The following is a 15,872-nucleotide window of genomic DNA, read 5'->3' as shown; positions in this document are numbered from 1 at the left end:
GAATTAAAAAATATTGTATATAATGAGACTATACATTAGGAGGTTTTTAATTATGAATATTGAATCAGCAGCAAAAACGTTTGAAACACAAACTTCTGAAACATTGATTATCGGAGTACAAAAACACCGTGAACAAATGAAAAACTGGCCGGCGTTCAGTGATTTTTATGGAGATATCATTGACACATGGCTGCATGCAGGCGAAATTTCATCGGATGCAAAAAAAATTACGAAATTGCCGTATTCAGGCAGTCACTCTTCACTAAAGCGTATTTACTTTGTCGGTCTTGGCGAACGCAAAAATATAACAGCAAACGAATTACGTGAAGTATTCGCAGCAGTCGGGAAAGAACTGAAGGCATCTAAAGTAAGCGATGCGGCAGTTTGGGTAGAATCGTTTACAACAGATCAGCTGGAAGAGGCGGAAGTTGCATATTTAGCTGGTGAAGGTTTGAATTTAGGCTATTATTCAGTACAAAATTACAAAACATCTTCAAATGAGCCGAAAACATATTTCGATCAAATTCAATTTGTTACAGAAGCGAATATGGAAGATGTGATCGGTAATTTCGAAGTAGGGAAAATTTATGCGGATGCGGTAAATGAAGCGCGTACCTTAATCAACTTGCCTCCTAATTTACTGACAGCAAGTGATTTGGCGGATTATGCAACAGAGCTTGCCAATATTTACGGTTTAGAGGTTGAGATTTTAAACAAAGCACAAATGGAAGAACTGGGTATGGGCGGTATTTTATCTGTCAATAAAGGTTCTGTAGAAGAGCCGCGCTTAATCACATTGAAATATAAAGGGAAACCGGAATGGGAAGATGTGATCGGATTTGTCGGAAAAGGAGTAACATACGATACGGGCGGTTACTCATTAAAACCGCGTGAAGGCATGGTCGGCATGAAAGGTGATATGGGCGGTGCAGCTGCTGTTCTCGGTGCAATGCGCATTATCGGTGAAACACGCCCGAAACAAAATGTCGTTGCCGTAATCGGTTCTACAGACAATATGGTTTCAGGTGAAGCATTTAAACCGGATGATGTTATTACGATGTACAACGGCAAAACGGTTGAAGTACTAAATACAGATGCGGAAGGCCGTTTAGTATTGGCAGATGCTATGACATATGCAAAACAGCAAGGTGCCAACTATTTAATCGATGTGGCGACATTAACGGGCGGAGTAATCGTTGCGCTGGGCAAAGATAAAACAGGTGCTTTAACAAATAACGAGGAATTCTTCGAAGAGTTTATGGGTGCGGCACTTGAAACAGGCGAGTTCGTATGGCGCTTACCATTAACAGAAAGCGATAAAAAGCGTATCCGTAAATCAGAAGTGGCAGATTTAAACAACTCGCCCGGTCGTGACGGCCATATGATTTTCGGCGGCGGCTTCGTTGGAGAGTTTGCAGAAGGAACACCTTGGGTTCACCTTGATATTGCAGGGACTTCCGATGCGGATGCACCGCATGCATTAGGACCAAAAGGTGGCACGGGTGCGATGGTGCGTACTTTGGCAACACTGGTAGAACTGCGCGATAACTAATCAATTTGACAGGATGCTTTGCAATGAAAAACTTGCAAGGCATCTTTTTCATTTTTAGGCGGGTGACTAGCGGCTCCCATAATTATGAATACACTATTCATAAGGGAGGAGGACATGAACATGGTTAATCGCAATCGTCACTATAATCCAGGTTTTGGATTCGGCTATCCATTCGGGGTTCCGTTTTTAGGGAGTTTTTTAGGAGGTTTTTTAGGAGGTTCATTGAATAACCGTTACGGGCCATATCCGCCGTATTATCCACCGTATCCGCCTAATTACTACTATCCGCCGTATTATCCGCGCTATCCTAGACGCTACTGGTAAGAATGCTGCGCGTGAATAAGGAGAGGCTTGCCCGTCCCCTCATAGTTAGCTATGATGAGAAAAAGAAATATTACGAGTTTTGAGGGACCAAAATTATGAAAAATCCTTATTTATATGGCTACTTACCATTCATTACAATAATATTATTCAGTTTTTCATTCAGTATGCTAGCCATATCAGAATCGTTACAGCTGCTTCGTGCAATCGGTGTCTATAATGGAATGCGTGAATTTTTATCGGATCTGGAGCTGCGTTTCGTATTACTGATTGTATTTGTACTACTATTTTTCATGATTTTTTCTGCATTGAAGCTGATCGGGGAGACGATTCATGAGCTTGGGATGCTGTTCTTCTCAAAAGATAAAGAAGGGCAAACCATCCATGCAGCACGCGGTGGATATGTCATCTTTTTTTTGGGAGCATTTGTTTCGGTAATCGGGAGTCAATCCTTACCGATTTTAGTCGGCATCTTTATGTTCACGATTTTTTGTTATTTTATTTACAACGTTTATAAGAAGAGTCAGTATATGTCCATTCCAGGTGTGATCGGGTTAATCTTTTATGAAGTACTGACCTGGTTTCTATTATTGGCTCTCGTCATCTATGCCGTTATTAAGCTGTATAACGGAATTCTTGCGAGCTTGCCGTTCGCATAGTATAAAAAAAGCTTGTTAGGATTTTAGCGGGGGAGGTGCGCTATTTAAAACTAACAAGCTTTTTTTATTCTGTTATTGCATTGAATATAGAAAAGTGAATTTTTGCACGTTCGATTGCTTCCATTGAACGGGGCTGATCATAGCCGATCCAAACGGCAGCCGTATAGTCATTCGTCAATCCGGCAACCCAATAATCTTTAAATTCGTTCGTCGTTCCGGTTTTGGCCCCGATATAGCCGGATGAGCTATAAAGACCTCTTCCTGTTCCGGTAGCCACTGTTTCATTTAAAAGACTGCGCATCGTTTTCGTTGTGGATGCAGACCATATTTCCTCACGTTTATGCGGCCAGCTAAAAATCGTTTCTCCTTTTAAATCCGTTACTTTACGTATGCTGTGAACAGGCACATAATAACCGTCGATAAAGCTGGAATATGCATCGGCCATTTCCAGTGAAGTAACCCCATATGTTAATCCCCCTAATGCTGCAGCAAATGTGCGGTCTTTTTCTATGATTGATTCAAAACTGAACCGGTTAATATAACGAAATGCTGTCTCAACCCCTACGGAATTAAACAATCGTAAAGCACTTGTATTAACACTGTTTTTGAAAGCTGTTTCCACAGTGATATTGTTGTACCATATTCGTCCATAGTTGTCCGGACAGAAATTCCCGACACAGTACGGACCGCCATTTACGACCGAGTATTGTGTTGCGGAAGTTTCTTCAAAGTAAGGGGCAAACACACTGATCGGCTTAAATGCAGAACCCGGCTGTCTTGGAGATTGGAATGCCCGGTGCAAATCATGCTTTTTATAGTCCTTCCCGCCAAAAATACTGATCACTTCACGTGTATCATTATCGATAATCGCTGCACTTGCCTGTAGATCGGTCTTCGGTAAAATCCGGTTGATGGCCGCTTCATCCTGTCGCTGTTTCTCAGGTTGCAGTGCAGTATATACATGAACACCTTGACGTAAAATTGCGTCCGTTTTTTTCTTCAGCTCTAACTGCAGAAATTCCTTTTCCATTTTATCGGGTGTATTGTCAATCTTTTCGCGGTAACCCGTCTGATCGGCAATAAGCCATTTCAGCTCCTGCAAAACGAATGTACTGTAGCTCGGATACTGCTGTGCTTTTTGTTTTATATTTAATTGAATCGGTTCTTTTTTATACGTTTTTGCTTCATCAGCTGTAATAACCCCATGCTCAGTCAGTTTATCGATTAACCGTTCCTGTCTGCTTTTTGTATTTTCGAAATGCACGACCGGATCATATAATGTGGGATTGTTCGGAATAGCCGATATAAAAGCGATTTCGGGAATGGAAAGTTTTGATAACGGCCGATTGAAATAATAAGTGGACGCAGCTCCGATTCCATATACTTGATTGCTGAAATACATTTCATTTAAATACATCTCAAAAATTTCGTCTTTGGAAAATGATTTCTCGATTTCGTAGGCGTAAAAAAGTTCCATCAATTTCCGCTCATATGTTTTGTCCGTCGTTAAATAACGCATACGGACAAGCTGCTGTGTAATGGTGGAACCACCCTGCTGGATGGACTGCTCCGAATTATTTGCGATGAGGGCACGGGCAATTGCACTTACATCAAAACCGATATGTTCATAAAAACTTTCATCTTCACTGTATATAAATAATTGTTTTGCAATTTCAGGGACTTCATCCAGCACAAGCGGCTGTGACCATTCGGTATATTCTTCACTGAAAATTTTGCTGTTTGCATCGTATAAAGTAATGGGCGATGTGGAAGTTACTTCAGGGAGCTCAACCGATTTCTTGATTAATTGTTCATACTGCTCCGCTTTGGCCAATTCTTTCCAAGCCGCATTTCCGATCAGAAGAAGTAAAGGGACGCTACATAAAATGACAATGTAGCCAAAAAGTTGTTTCATGGATTATTGGCCCCCAAATAGGATATTCATTAAAATTATCCAAACAAAAAACAACAAAATGAAAACGTATTAAGCGTAATCATCTGTTGTTTTTTAAAGAATACCATATATACATTGAACATTTAAGCATGTTTTTTCAACATCTCGTCCATATATTGCGTCGGAAGCTTTTTCAAAAAGGACATTATGACAAAGCCGATTAAAAATAATAGGCCGGTCGTATAAAATACGGAATGAATTCCGCCAAAGCTTGCAACAACCCCGCCTAGTACCGGTCCGATAATATTGCCGAAGAAACGGAAACTCTGGTTGTAGCCCATAATTTCGCCCTGTACTTCAATCGGTGCTTCACGGCGAATAAGCGCGGACGTAATCGGAATAAGACCGCCGGATATAATACCGAATAAGAACCGGAGTATGATAAGCTGCCATAACTCTGTAACGAATGCCTGTGGAATGATGAAAACGACGGCAAGGATTAACAAGTAAGATAAAATTCGTTCATATCCGTAATGGTCGGCCAATTTCCCCCAAAATCTCGCAAAACATATATTACCAAGCCCTGCAGCACTAAAGGTAATACCGGCGAGCATGGCCACTTCCTGAGAAGGGGTAAGTTCGGATACGTAAAGGGACAGCAATGGCTGAATACTAAAGTTCCCGATCTGAATGAGTGAAGTGACGAACATTACATTTAATATAAGGCGATGATGGAAAATTGCCCAAATGACATTTCTGCGTGAATAAATTTCATTTTTAACTTTGCGGATAATGGTCGGTTCATGAATGCCGAAAATAATAATGATTGCCGCAATCGTAATCGTGACCGCTGTAATGAGGAAGGTGTACTTGAATCCGAAAGTATCTGCCATCAAGCCTCCTAATACAGGGCCGAATAATGTTCCGCCAACACTGCCCATCTGCAATGTCCCGAGCGTTTTCCCGGCCACTTCTTTCGGAGTATGCTTACTGATGAACGCAATGGAAGTAGGGATAAAGCCGGTTACAACACCCATCGCAAGCCTCAGTAAAAAGAACTGCTCGACATTTTGAACATAACCCATTAAAAAGATACTTAACCCAACGCCGAAGCAGTTGATGATCATGATCGGCTTGTACCCGTATTTGTCAGCAATCCGCCCCCAAATCGGAGACATCAAAAATGCAGTAATAAAGGTTGCGGCAAAGATAATTCCTGCCCATGTCTGGACATAGTCATCCGAAAAATCACCGAGTGTATCGATATATAAAGACAAGAACGGCATAATCATCGTAACAGAGGCCGCAACAATGAAGTTTGATATTAAAATGATAATGAAATTATGTCTCATATTTTTCTTCAAAATATCACTTTCTTCCTTTTTATTTAATATTTAGTATAACTTATTTCGTATTACGAAGGAAGTTCTCCGCAAGTTATTGGCTTAAAATATTAGAGTTATGGTAAACTTGGACTTGGTATTAAAGGGGAAGTTTGGTTTCTATACCTATACCCATCCATTCCACAATTTATTTAAAGGAGAGACAAAAATGTTTCCACAATTATCGAAAGAATTAAATCCAGGCGAAGTAATGGTAGAAATGAACACAACTATGGGTTCAATCAAAATTAAATTATTCCCGGAGCACGCACCAAAAACAGTTGAAAACTTTTTAGGTCATGCAAAATCAGGTTACTATAACGGTATTATCTTCCACCGTGTAATTCCGAACTTCATGGTTCAAGGTGGCGATCCTACTGGTACTGGTATGGGCGGCGAATCTATTTGGGGCGGTACATTCGAAGATGAGTGTGTACCTGAACTAATGAACATCCGCGGTGCATTATCAATGGCCAATGCAGGACCTGGTACGAACGGTTCTCAATTCTTCATCGTTCAAGCACCTCAAGTCGAAGTATCTATGCTAAAACAGATGGAAGTGCGCGGCTGGTCAAAAGAAGAAGTAGAGTTTTACAAACAAAACGGCGGTACGCCATGGTTAGACGGCAAGCATACAGTATTTGGCCAAGTTGTTGAAGGTATGGATGTTGTTGACAATATTGTTAAAGTTGACCGAAATATGCACGATAAGCCTAAAGAAGATGTTAAGATTGAGTCAATCACAGTAATTGACTAATTTTTAAAGGACGTGTGGGCAAGTGAACCAATTTTTAATGAATTTCTCTGGTGGCTTTTTATATTTCCCGGAAGACAAGTCATTGTATCTTCCCGCTGCAATTGAATTCGCAATACTACTGATTATTGTTTTTGTTACATTCCGGTTCGTCCGCCGCATCGCTGCTCGCCAGGCTGCACAGGCTAAAATTTTAGAAGAACGCGCATTAAAAGAACGTGATGCGCGTATCACTAAAGAAAACGCTAAGGAAGAATTATAAAAACAATAATCAAAATGATGCAATAGAAGAAGGGGCAGTCCGGAAATTATTAATTCCGGGCTGCCCCTTTTACATGCTTATTCGAATGTAGCCATCGTTCGTTTAATGCGTTCAACCCCGTCCTGCAACAGTTCAAATGGACAAGCAACATTTATACGTAAGAAGCCTCTTCCTGCTTCCCCGTATTTTGTCCCTGGATCTAACGCAACTTGTCCTACCGATAGAAGACGTGCCATTAGTTCCTTTTCTTCGATTCCTGTCTTGCGGTAGTCAATCCACATTAAATATGTTGCATCTGGAATCTCCACTTTAAGTCCTTCAATAGCGTTTAATTCCTTCACAACATATTCCATATTGTTTTTTAAATAAATAAGAAGATCGTCCAACCAGGCTGCCCCTTCTGTGTAGACAGCTTTTACAGCAGTCGAAGCAAATGTATTTAAACCTAAATTCCCGTGAGCCTGTGTATTTTTTTCGATTGCCGTAAATAGTTTTCGGTCTGGCGCTACAATCATAGCGGCATGAATACCTGCAATATTAAACGTTTTAGTTGGGGCAATACATGTGATGATTTTTGCCTCGGTTGCATTCGCTAATGTTAGGACAGGTGTATACGATTTTTGAATTGAAATATCGGCATGGATTTCATCGGATAATAGATACACATCATATTGAATACATAGCGCAACTAACTGTTCCAGCTCTTCCAGGCTCCATACAATACCGATAGGATTATGCGGATTACATAAAACAAACAGTTTAATACCGGAGCGGAATATTTCTTCAAGCTCCTCAAAATTCATCGTATAATGACCGTCTTGTTCGGTTAATTCACATGTCACGACTTCGCGTTTCTGAGCAGCCGGTACATTTGTGAATGGAGGATACGCTGGAGTGGACATTCCGATTTTATCGCCAGCCTCTGTAAAGGTTTCGATAACGGTCGCGATTGCCGGGACAACACCCGGCTGGAAAATAATCGTGTTTGAATCAATCGTCCATTGATGGCGAGTATTATACCAGTGAACAATCGAATTTTTTACATCATCATCGGCAAAAGTATAGCCGAAGATAGGATGCTCTAATCGAGTTTTTAACGCTTCTGTTAAAGCAGCAGGCGGAGGGAAGTCCATATCTGCTACCCACATCGGCAGTAATTCTGTTGTATCTTTCAAATTGTAAACGACATTCATCATATCCCATTTTACAGATGCGGAACTGCGACGCTCATGAACTTTATTAAAAATAGACATTTGAACCCTCTTTTCTTATGCTTTCTTTCAGATTATGGTATCATACTAACTATTATAAGAGGTAGTAAGGTGAATCAAATGGATAATATTGAAATGAATCAAAAGTGTGTACATTTATTGGAGCAGTGGGATCCTTTTAGCTACGGTTCCGAAAGTTATGCTACTGAAACGGCAGATGTTGTCGCTGCGCTTCAAAATATTGACGATCCAACAACATTGGCGAAAGTCATTCAAAGAGTTTATGAATACTCTTTTGAACAATGGATTCCTTTTGAGCAATGTGTTGCCATCGCATATAAATTAATTGCCGTAAAATTCGAAGCGAAGTGTATTATATAAAAATGCAGGCGACCTGTAGTTGAGGTCGCCCGCATTTTAATGTAATCCGTCGATTAAGTTAGAAACCGGTACTTCCAAAACAGTCGATAAAATCAAAATGGTTTGGGTTGAAGGAATTCGCTCACCGTTTTCGTAGGCTGTCAGTTTTTCAATACTTACTTGTGTTCGTAATGAAAGCTCTTCAATTGATAAATTCTTTTCCGAACGTAAAGTTTTCAACTGTTCCTGAAACTGCAATTTCATTTCCCATCTCCTCCCCGTATGTTTACTATCATATGAACAACAACTTATAAAGTCCTCTTAATTGTAAAAATAAAAAAACTTGTCCGAATTTAATCGAACAAGTTTTTCAAGTTTAACTAAAGAACACCTTATTAATAAAGATAGCCGCAATTGAAAGTGGGGCTACATAGCGTACAATGAACAGCCAGCAATTATAAACAGCTGGTGATGCCATCATTTCTTCTCGAGAAATTTTCTTTGAATAATAATATCCGGCAAAAATAGAAGTTAAAAATGCACCGATCGGCATTAAAATCGCGCTCGTTACATAATCGACAAAGTCAAAAATGGAACGTTCAAAAATGGTGATATCCGATAAAATTCCGAATGATAAAGCACTCGGGATACCGATGACAAAAATAATTGATGCTAATAACCAAGATGCTTTTTTACGCTGGGCAGTTTTTTCCCGAATACCTATTGAAACGACAACTTCCAGCAAGGCAATCGCTGATGTGACTGTCGCAAACAGAAGTAAGATGAAAAATACGAGCAATAAAAATCCGCCAAATGGCAATTGCTCAAAAACAGCTGGAATCATAATAAATACTAAGCCCGGTCCTTCTGTAGGAGAGAAGCCTAATGCGAATACAGCAGGGAATATTACAAGGCCCGCCAATAAAGAAATCGCGATATTCATACTTGCTACATTAACTGCAGAAGTAACAATTTTTTCTTTCTTAGATAAATAAGATGCGTATGTTATCATTGCCGCAACTCCAATACTAAGAGAGAAGAATGCCTGCCCTAACGCTAACATTAACGTATCGCCATTCAAGTATGACCAGTCTGGAATGAACATGAACTTAACGCCTTCCATCGCACCATCCAATGTAATGGAACGGATAAACAGCAAAATGAAAAATAAAAATAAAATCGGCATCATCCATTTACTTGCTGTTTCAATCCCGTTTTTAATCCCGGCTTGTACAATAAATAATGTCAGAAGCATAAAAGCAGCTTGTGCGATTAACACTTCCCATGGATTGGAAATAATATCTGAAAACAAAGTGCTGAAATTAACCCCTTGGCCTGTAAGTGAAAAACTAACAGCCCGAAGTATATAGCTTAAGATCCATCCACCTACAACACTATAGAAGGATAATATTAACCCGCACGCTACAAGACCGATCCAACCGATCATAAACCATGGTTTATTTGGAGCCTGCTCTTTAAAGGATGTAATCGGATCTTTTTGACCGCGTCGTCCGATCATAAATTCCGCAATCAATATCGGCAAACCAATTAAAACTGTACATATAACAAACAAAATAATAAATACACTGCCGCCATTCGTTCCCGCCATATAGGGGAACTTCCAAATCGCGCCAAGACCGATTGCACTTCCTGCCGCCGCAAGTATGAATCCTATCTTAGATGTAAATTGATCTCTAGATGACAAAACAAAACCTCCTCATATATATGCAATTACTCATTTTACAGTACGATTCACGTATTTAGCAAAAACTTTTGTGAATATATTTAATGCAAATATAGAAAAGGAAAAAATTTTCACATTTTTTTAAAAGGACTCCTATTTAATGACTTAAAAACGCTAGATTAAGGCGATTCTTTGTTACAACCCATCTCATATGTTATAATTTAACATGACATTTACGTATATACGAAAAGAAGGTAGGAACAAAGTATGGCAAAAAAAATTGAAGTGGGTGACGTGCTAACGGGTAAAGTGACAGGAATTCAACCATACGGAGCTTTTGTTGCTTTAGATGAATATACGCAGGGACTTGTGCATATTTCTGAAATCACATACGGTTTTGTGAAGGATGTAAGTGATTTTTTATCCGTGGGGGATGAAATACAAGTTAAAGTTCTGGATGTGGATACGGATCAAAAAAAAATAAGCTTATCGATACGCGAATTGCAGGAAGTACCGTTTCATCGAAAAAGGGATATGCCGCCACGGCGTACTTTGCAAGATCGGGTAGATGAAGTGGATGCGGACGGTTTTCAAATTTTAAAGGAAAAATTGAAAGATTGGATCGAACAATCTGGACATTAAGAAGGACATGTTCAATTTATTATTAAATAAGTTGAGCATGTTTTTTTATGGATAAATTAGGTCGTTTTTGAGCAAATTTAGTGAAAAAAGCGCTTTCTTCATTAATTATCAACGGAAATATTAAAAGTGTATAAAATGTGGCCAAATATTTAACAAACTCCGAATAAAGTATGTTACAATGTTGGCGGAAAGACCCAAATACATCAAAATTTAAAGAGGCGAATTATAAAATGGCTGAAAATTTGAACTTATTTACATCAACTCAAGAAGTAATTCATGAGGCATTAAATAAACTAGGCTATGATGAAGCAATGTATGAATTATTGAAAGAACCGGTTCGTATGTTGACTGTGCGTATTCCTGTAAAAATGGATGACGGTACGACAAAAGTATTTACTGGTTACCGTGCACAGCATAATGATGCAGTAGGTCCAACAAAAGGTGGCGTACGATTCCACCCGATGGTATCGGAAGAAGAAGTGAAAGCGCTTTCGATGTGGATGACATTAAAATGCGGCATTGTTGATCTTCCGTATGGTGGAGGTAAAGGCGGCGTTATTTGTGACCCACGCGAAATGTCAATGGGCGAAATTGAACGATTAAGTCGCGGCTATGTTCGTGCGATTAGTCAAGTAGTTGGTCCGACGAAAGATATTCCCGCACCAGACGTATTTACAAATGCTCAAATTATGGCTTGGATGATGGATGAGTACAGCCGTATGGATGAATTTAACTCGCCAGGATTCATTACAGGTAAACCAATCGTTCTTGGCGGTTCACAAGGTCGTGACCGTGCAACTGCAGAAGGTGTTACTATTGTTATCGAAGAAGCTGCGAAAAAACGCAACATCGATATTAAAGGTGCACGAGTGGTTATTCAAGGCTTCGGTAACGCAGGCAGTTTCTTAGCGAAGTTTATGAGTGATCTAGGTGCAAAAGTTATTGGTATTTCAGATGCACACGGAGCGATGCATGATCCGAACGGTTTGGATATCGATTACTTATTAGATCGCCGTGATTCATTTGGAACGGTTACGACATTGTTTGAAAATACAATTTCAAACAAAGAGCTTCTGGAACTGGATTGCGATATTTTAGTGCCTGCTGCCATTGAAAATCAAATTACAGCAGACAACGCACATCAAATTAAAGCGAACATCGTTGTAGAAGCAGCGAATGGTCCAACAACAGCTGAAGCGACAAAGATTTTAACAGAGCGCGGTATTCTTCTTGTGCCGGACGTTTTGGCATCTGCTGGTGGTGTAACAGTGTCTTACTTTGAATGGGTTCAAAACAATATGGGTTATTATTGGACGGAAGAAGAAGTACGTGAAAAATTATATTCAAAAATGACTGCTGCGTTTGAAAATGTCTATACAACAGCACAAAACCGCAATATTAATATGCGTTTAGCTGCTTATATGGTAGGTGTACGCCGCACTGCCGAGGCTTCTCGCTTCCGTGGATGGGTATAATCATTATATTATTAAGTCTCACTCCTATTTTATGGGAGTGGGACTTTTTTGAAAAATAGGGGGAACCATTGATGAACGAATTTTCATTCTACAATCCGGTAAAGATTCATTTTGGTAAAGGGAGTATCGAACATTTACGAAAAGAACTTCCTCAGTACGGCCAGAACATTTTAATTGTATATGGTGGAGGCAGTATTAAATCGAATGGTGTATACGATGATATTATGACCATTTTAAATGACTTGAATATGAACGTATTCGAATTATCAGGAGTCGAGCCAAACCCTCGTGTAGAAACAGCGCGTAAAGGTATTGAAATTTGTAAAGAAAATCAGATTGATATTGTATTAGCGGTAGGAGGCGGTTCGGTAATTGACTGCTCTAAATTAATCGTTGCAGGTGCAAAGGTGGAAGCGGACGCTTGGGATATCGTCACAAGAAAAGTGATGGCCACTGAAGCATTACCATTGGCGACTGTGTTAACACTGGCTGCAACAGCTTCTGAAATGAACTCAGGTTCGGTTATTACGAATTTAGAAACAAAAGAGAAGTATGGCTGGGGCAGTCCGGCAACTTTCCCGAAATTCTCGATTTTAGATCCGTCTTATACTTATTCAGTGCCGGCGAATCAAACGGTAAATGGTGTTGTTGATACGATGTCGCATATTTTTGAACAGTACTTCAACAATGCGACAAACACGCCGATTACAGATGAAATGAGCGAGGGGATTTTACGTACGCTGATTGATGTTGCGCCAAAAGCATTGAAAGATCCGTCCAACTACGAGCATCGTGAAACATTAATGCTTGCAGGAACAATCGGGTTAAACGGATTCCTTGCATTAGGTTCACGCGGGGACTGGGCAACACATAATATTGAGCATGCAGTTTCAGCGTATTATGATATTGCCCATGCAGGCGGCCTGGCTATCTTATTCCCGAACTGGATGAAACATAATTTACATGTGAACCCGGCCCGCTTTGCAAAGTTAGCCGTAAATGTATTCAATGTTGATCCGGCTAACAAAACAGAGGAACAGGTAGCATTGGAAGGTATTGATGCATTATCAGCATTCTGGACATCCCTTGGTGCTCCGAATCGCCTGGCTGACTACGAAATTGATGCGACATACTTCGAACAAATGGTAGAACATTGTCTGGTATATGGTCCATTCGGTAACTTCAACAAACTCGAAGCAGAGGATGTACGTAAAATTTTGGAAATGTCTTTATAAGAACGAGAAGAAAGGAAGCGGTCGGATAGTGGGACCAGCTTCCTTTTTACTTGATTCAATTAAATCATGCCTTTTTCTGATTCAGGTTTTGTAGCGATATGTGTCCAGCTGCGTTCGCCATTATCTTCATCAAACGCCATCGTAACTTTTGTTACACCTTTTTGGTTTAACAGCAATGTTGTTAAATGGTCACGTACATCATCTAAATAGGCGAGTGATAAATTCGGATCTGTCTCCGCAATAAGTTCAACATGTAAAAATTCGCCTTCTTTAATTACTTCTAGTCGTGCGATATCCGTTACATGCGGATCTTCCATAACGAGATTTCCGATATGCACAAGCATTTCCTCATCCGTTTCACCGATTGCACCACGCGCATTATCTAAAAAGACACGACCTACTACATAAAACATCATTAAACCGATGACCATTGAAATAAATCCTTCCAATCGGTAAAAGTCTGTAAAATACGCAATAACAATTGCTAAAAACGCCAGGACATTACCTGAAGTTGCCACTAAGTCTTCCATCCAAACAAGCTTTGTCGCCGGTTTTGCGCGCTTTAAATATTTTGCGGACTGGAGAATTGTAATCCCTTTAGGTTCTACACCAACTTCATGAAGCACTTCTTTTGCGGCTTTATTTAAAACAAATGCTTCCAAGATGATACCGATTGCCAATACACCAAGGGCAATCCAAATTCCGGATGATTCCGATGCAGGATGGATAAAATGATGCCATCCTTCTTTAATTGTTTCATATGAAAGAATTGCTACAATCAAAACGGCGCCCAGACAGACTAAGTTAACAATACGTCCGTATCCATTCGGGAATTTTGGAGTAGGAGCTTTTTTTGCTAGGGCAGAGCCTATGAATACGAAAAACTGGTTTGCGGCATCTCCGAAAGAGTGCATCATTTCGGCAAACATCGCAACATTTCCTGTAAAGAAGAATGCAATGCCTTTAATTGTTCCTAAAAATGTATTGACGAATGCTGCGAGTAAGGAAGGTTTATTACCATCCTTTAGTAATCTGAAAAATTCTCCCATTGCGTTTCCTCCATTAATCTAAATATTCGATTTTAATATTTACTACATAATCCAATTTCCGAAGCCGGTTATAAAGTTCGATAGTATGGTTCGTTTCGACGGTTGATAATCGTATATCTATTTCATGTAATAGTTTTTCGGTTAATGGTACATCTCGAATTGAGATATTATCGATATACATATCATGCTCCCTCAAATAATCGACGACATTTTTTATATTGTCTGCCTGGTCGGTATTAATAATTAAAGAAACTTCGCGCATTCTTAGGCGTTTTGGACCGAACCTCAATAGGAAGGGAGCAAGAAGTTCAATTCCCAATACGACAATAAGGACTGTAATAAATGCTTCAATATAAAACCCTGCCCCTACAGCAATTCCGATAGCAGCGGCGCCCCAAATCATGGCGGCTGTCGTTAGTCCGGTAATGCTGTCATTCCCCTTGCGCAAAATAACACCGGCACCCAAAAAACCAATACCGCTTACAATCTGCGCGGCTAAACGCAATGGATCCATTGTAATGTTAATATCGTCCCGTGCAGGAGTTGAATAGGCAGTCTCAATTGAGATGATCGTAAGTAAACAACTGAAGGTCGCGATCACTAAACTTGTCTTTAAACCGACTGGCTTCTTTTTCAATTCCCTTTCGATACCAATAATTAAACTTAGTGTAGCCGCAATTAGTAATTTTAATAAAATTTCCATCGTAAATTTATCATTCGCTAACCATTCCATATCCAAACCTCTCCTTCATGTAAAATGGAATTCAAATCTTCTCGAAAAAAAATCATTAATAAGGTATAGTTTGATAATGTGAATATGAGGTATCGCAAAATATTTCGTATTGGATGATATATATAGAAAGAAGGGGTTTAAGTGGAAAAACCACCAATCCACCCGTATATCCCTATTATTATTGGCGTAATCTCTGTTTCCCTTTCTGCGATTTTTGTAAAACTTTCAAGTGCAGATGCTGGAGTTATTGCATTTTACCGTATGCTGTTTTCGATATTGATAATGCTTCCGTGGTTTTTAAAGAAATACAGCAATGAAATAAAAGTGCTGTCAAAACGTGATTGGTTATTTTCATCGATTGCAGGCGTGTTTTTATCATTTCATTTTATATTATGGTTTGAATCATTAAATTACACTTCTGTAGCAAGTTCTACTGTATTGGTAACAATGCAGCCGCTATTTGCATTTATCGGAACGTATTTATTTTTCAAAGAAAAAATAACGCTTCAGACATTTATTGCAGGTGGAATTGCGATTTTAGGCAGCGTCCTGATTAGTTGGGGAGATTTTCAGATCAGCGGTACGGCACTTTATGGAGATATACTAGCATTGATTGCCTGCGCCTTAATAACGGGTTATTTACTGTTCGGGCAAGATGT

The 15,872-nt window shown here is 39.6% G+C and carries 17 protein-coding genes (1 of these 17 cut by a window edge); 10 read left to right on the top strand and 7 right to left on the bottom strand.

Annotation, left to right across the window (positions count from 1 at the left end):
* Nucleotides 1-52 precede the first annotated feature (52 nt).
* The 3 genes from MKX73_RS02025 (at nt 53) to MKX73_RS02015 (ending at nt 2,532) form a co-directional block, all read left to right on the top strand.
* Entirely contained in the window at nt 53-1,552 is a 1,500-nt protein-coding gene (locus MKX73_RS02025; protein ID WP_340716066.1) for a leucyl aminopeptidase, read from the top strand.
* A 120-nt stretch (nt 1,553-1,672) separates the two neighbouring features.
* A complete protein-coding gene (locus MKX73_RS02020) occupies nt 1,673-1,876 on the top strand; it encodes a hypothetical protein (protein WP_340716065.1) in 204 nt (67 codons plus the stop codon).
* Between the two features lie 95 nt (nt 1,877-1,971).
* Entirely contained in the window at nt 1,972-2,532 is a 561-nt protein-coding gene (locus MKX73_RS02015; protein ID WP_340716064.1) for a YufK family protein, read from the top strand.
* Nucleotides 2,533-2,596: 64 nt separating this feature from the next.
* On the opposite strand, the gene MKX73_RS02010 is transcribed toward MKX73_RS02015, so the two are convergent.
* On the bottom strand, nt 2,597-4,447 hold the full coding sequence (locus MKX73_RS02010) for a transglycosylase domain-containing protein (protein WP_340716063.1): 1,851 nt from the start codon (nt 4,445-4,447) through the stop codon (nt 2,597-2,599).
* Nucleotides 4,448-4,569: 122 nt separating this feature from the next.
* Complete coding sequence (locus tag MKX73_RS02005) at nt 4,570-5,778, bottom strand: MFS transporter (protein ID WP_340718828.1); 1,209 nt, start codon at nt 5,776-5,778, stop codon at nt 4,570-4,572.
* Nucleotides 5,779-5,977: 199 nt separating this feature from the next.
* Here MKX73_RS02005 and MKX73_RS02000 point away from each other — a divergent pair, with 199 nt between their 5' ends.
* Nucleotides 5,978-6,565, top strand: a complete 588-nt coding sequence (locus MKX73_RS02000; protein WP_079524164.1) for a peptidylprolyl isomerase — start codon at nt 5,978-5,980, stop codon at nt 6,563-6,565.
* A 22-nt stretch (nt 6,566-6,587) separates the two neighbouring features.
* Nucleotides 6,588-6,824 (top strand): hypothetical protein, encoded by a 237-nt coding sequence (locus MKX73_RS01995; protein WP_340716062.1) that lies wholly within the window; start codon nt 6,588-6,590, stop codon nt 6,822-6,824.
* A gap of 77 nt (nt 6,825-6,901) precedes the next feature.
* Here the strand turns inward: MKX73_RS01995 and MKX73_RS01990 are convergent, their stop codons facing one another.
* Nucleotides 6,902-8,077 (bottom strand): MalY/PatB family protein, encoded by a 1,176-nt coding sequence (locus MKX73_RS01990; protein WP_340716061.1) that lies wholly within the window; start codon nt 8,075-8,077, stop codon nt 6,902-6,904.
* 78 nt (nt 8,078-8,155) lie between these two features.
* On the opposite strand from MKX73_RS01990, the gene MKX73_RS01985 reads away from it, so the two are divergent.
* A complete protein-coding gene (locus tag MKX73_RS01985) occupies nt 8,156-8,416 on the top strand; it encodes a DUF1871 family protein (RefSeq protein ID WP_251690447.1) in 261 nt (86 codons plus the stop codon).
* A gap of 36 nt (nt 8,417-8,452) precedes the next feature.
* On the opposite strand, the gene MKX73_RS01980 is transcribed toward MKX73_RS01985, so the two are convergent.
* Both MKX73_RS01980 and MKX73_RS01975 read right to left on the bottom strand, forming a co-directional pair.
* Entirely contained in the window at nt 8,453-8,659 is a 207-nt protein-coding gene (locus MKX73_RS01980; protein WP_079524160.1) for a helix-turn-helix domain-containing protein, read from the bottom strand.
* 112 nt (nt 8,660-8,771) lie between these two features.
* Nucleotides 8,772-10,100, bottom strand: a complete 1,329-nt coding sequence (locus MKX73_RS01975; protein WP_340716060.1) for a sodium-dependent transporter — start codon at nt 10,098-10,100, stop codon at nt 8,772-8,774.
* Nucleotides 10,101-10,346: 246 nt separating this feature from the next.
* Here MKX73_RS01975 and yugI point away from each other — a divergent pair, with 246 nt between their 5' ends.
* The 3 genes from yugI (at nt 10,347) to MKX73_RS01960 (ending at nt 13,431) form a co-directional block, all read left to right on the top strand.
* Nucleotides 10,347-10,721, top strand: a complete 375-nt coding sequence (gene yugI, locus MKX73_RS01970; RefSeq protein WP_339172779.1) for a S1 domain-containing post-transcriptional regulator GSP13 — start codon at nt 10,347-10,349, stop codon at nt 10,719-10,721.
* Nucleotides 10,722-10,951: 230 nt separating this feature from the next.
* Nucleotides 10,952-12,196, top strand: a complete 1,245-nt coding sequence (locus MKX73_RS01965) for a Glu/Leu/Phe/Val family dehydrogenase (RefSeq protein WP_340716059.1) — start codon at nt 10,952-10,954, stop codon at nt 12,194-12,196.
* Between the two features lie 71 nt (nt 12,197-12,267).
* A complete protein-coding gene (locus MKX73_RS01960; RefSeq protein WP_340716058.1) occupies nt 12,268-13,431 on the top strand; it encodes an iron-containing alcohol dehydrogenase in 1,164 nt (387 codons plus the stop codon).
* A gap of 59 nt (nt 13,432-13,490) precedes the next feature.
* Here the strand turns inward: MKX73_RS01960 and MKX73_RS01955 are convergent, their stop codons facing one another.
* Nucleotides 13,491-14,480 (bottom strand): cation diffusion facilitator family transporter, encoded by a 990-nt coding sequence (locus MKX73_RS01955; protein WP_340716057.1) that lies wholly within the window; start codon nt 14,478-14,480, stop codon nt 13,491-13,493.
* 13 nt (nt 14,481-14,493) lie between these two features.
* Nucleotides 14,494-15,213, bottom strand: coding sequence for an MgtC/SapB family protein (locus MKX73_RS01950; RefSeq protein WP_340716056.1), 720 nt, complete (start codon nt 15,211-15,213; stop codon nt 14,494-14,496).
* Nucleotides 15,214-15,354: 141 nt separating this feature from the next.
* Here MKX73_RS01950 and MKX73_RS01945 point away from each other — a divergent pair, with 141 nt between their 5' ends.
* Nucleotides 15,355-15,872 carry the 5' portion of a DMT family transporter gene (locus tag MKX73_RS01945; protein WP_340716055.1) on the top strand. It continues 373 nt past the right edge of the window, so only the first 518 of its 891 coding nucleotides appear in the window; it begins with the start codon at nt 15,355-15,357; its stop codon lies beyond the right edge, outside the window.

The organism is Solibacillus sp. FSL W7-1436 (assembly GCF_038007305.1).
Classification (GTDB): domain Bacteria; phylum Bacillota; class Bacilli; order Bacillales_A; family Planococcaceae; genus Solibacillus.
This window is presented reverse-complemented; position numbering and strand designations above follow the sequence as displayed.

What these genes read in the sequence shown, in the direction of transcription:
- MKX73_RS02025 (WP_340716066.1), top strand. Translation starts at nt 53, where the DNA reads ATGAATATTGAATCAGCAGCAAAAACGTTTGAAACACAAACTTCTGAA.
- MKX73_RS02020 (WP_340716065.1), top strand. Translation starts at nt 1,673, where the DNA reads ATGGTTAATCGCAATCGTCACTATAATCCAGGTTTTGGATTCGGCTAT.
- MKX73_RS02015 (WP_340716064.1), top strand. Translation starts at nt 1,972, where the DNA reads ATGAAAAATCCTTATTTATATGGCTACTTACCATTCATTACAATAATA.
- MKX73_RS02010 (WP_340716063.1), bottom strand. Translation starts at nt 4,447, where the DNA reads ATGAAACAACTTTTTGGCTACATTGTCATTTTATGTAGCGTCCCTTTA.
- MKX73_RS02005 (WP_340718828.1), bottom strand. Translation starts at nt 5,778, where the DNA reads ATGAGACATAATTTCATTATCATTTTAATATCAAACTTCATTGTTGCG.
- MKX73_RS02000 (WP_079524164.1), top strand. Translation starts at nt 5,978, where the DNA reads ATGTTTCCACAATTATCGAAAGAATTAAATCCAGGCGAAGTAATGGTA.
- MKX73_RS01990 (WP_340716061.1), bottom strand. Translation starts at nt 8,077, where the DNA reads ATGTCTATTTTTAATAAAGTTCATGAGCGTCGCAGTTCCGCATCTGTA.
- MKX73_RS01985 (WP_251690447.1), top strand. Translation starts at nt 8,156, where the DNA reads ATGGATAATATTGAAATGAATCAAAAGTGTGTACATTTATTGGAGCAG.
- MKX73_RS01980 (WP_079524160.1), bottom strand. Translation starts at nt 8,659, where the DNA reads ATGAAATTGCAGTTTCAGGAACAGTTGAAAACTTTACGTTCGGAAAAG.
- yugI (WP_339172779.1), top strand. Translation starts at nt 10,347, where the DNA reads ATGGCAAAAAAAATTGAAGTGGGTGACGTGCTAACGGGTAAAGTGACA.
- MKX73_RS01965 (WP_340716059.1), top strand. Translation starts at nt 10,952, where the DNA reads ATGGCTGAAAATTTGAACTTATTTACATCAACTCAAGAAGTAATTCAT.
- MKX73_RS01960 (WP_340716058.1), top strand. Translation starts at nt 12,268, where the DNA reads ATGAACGAATTTTCATTCTACAATCCGGTAAAGATTCATTTTGGTAAA.
- MKX73_RS01955 (WP_340716057.1), bottom strand. Translation starts at nt 14,480, where the DNA reads ATGGGAGAATTTTTCAGATTACTAAAGGATGGTAATAAACCTTCCTTA.
- MKX73_RS01950 (WP_340716056.1), bottom strand. Translation starts at nt 15,213, where the DNA reads ATGGAATGGTTAGCGAATGATAAATTTACGATGGAAATTTTATTAAAA.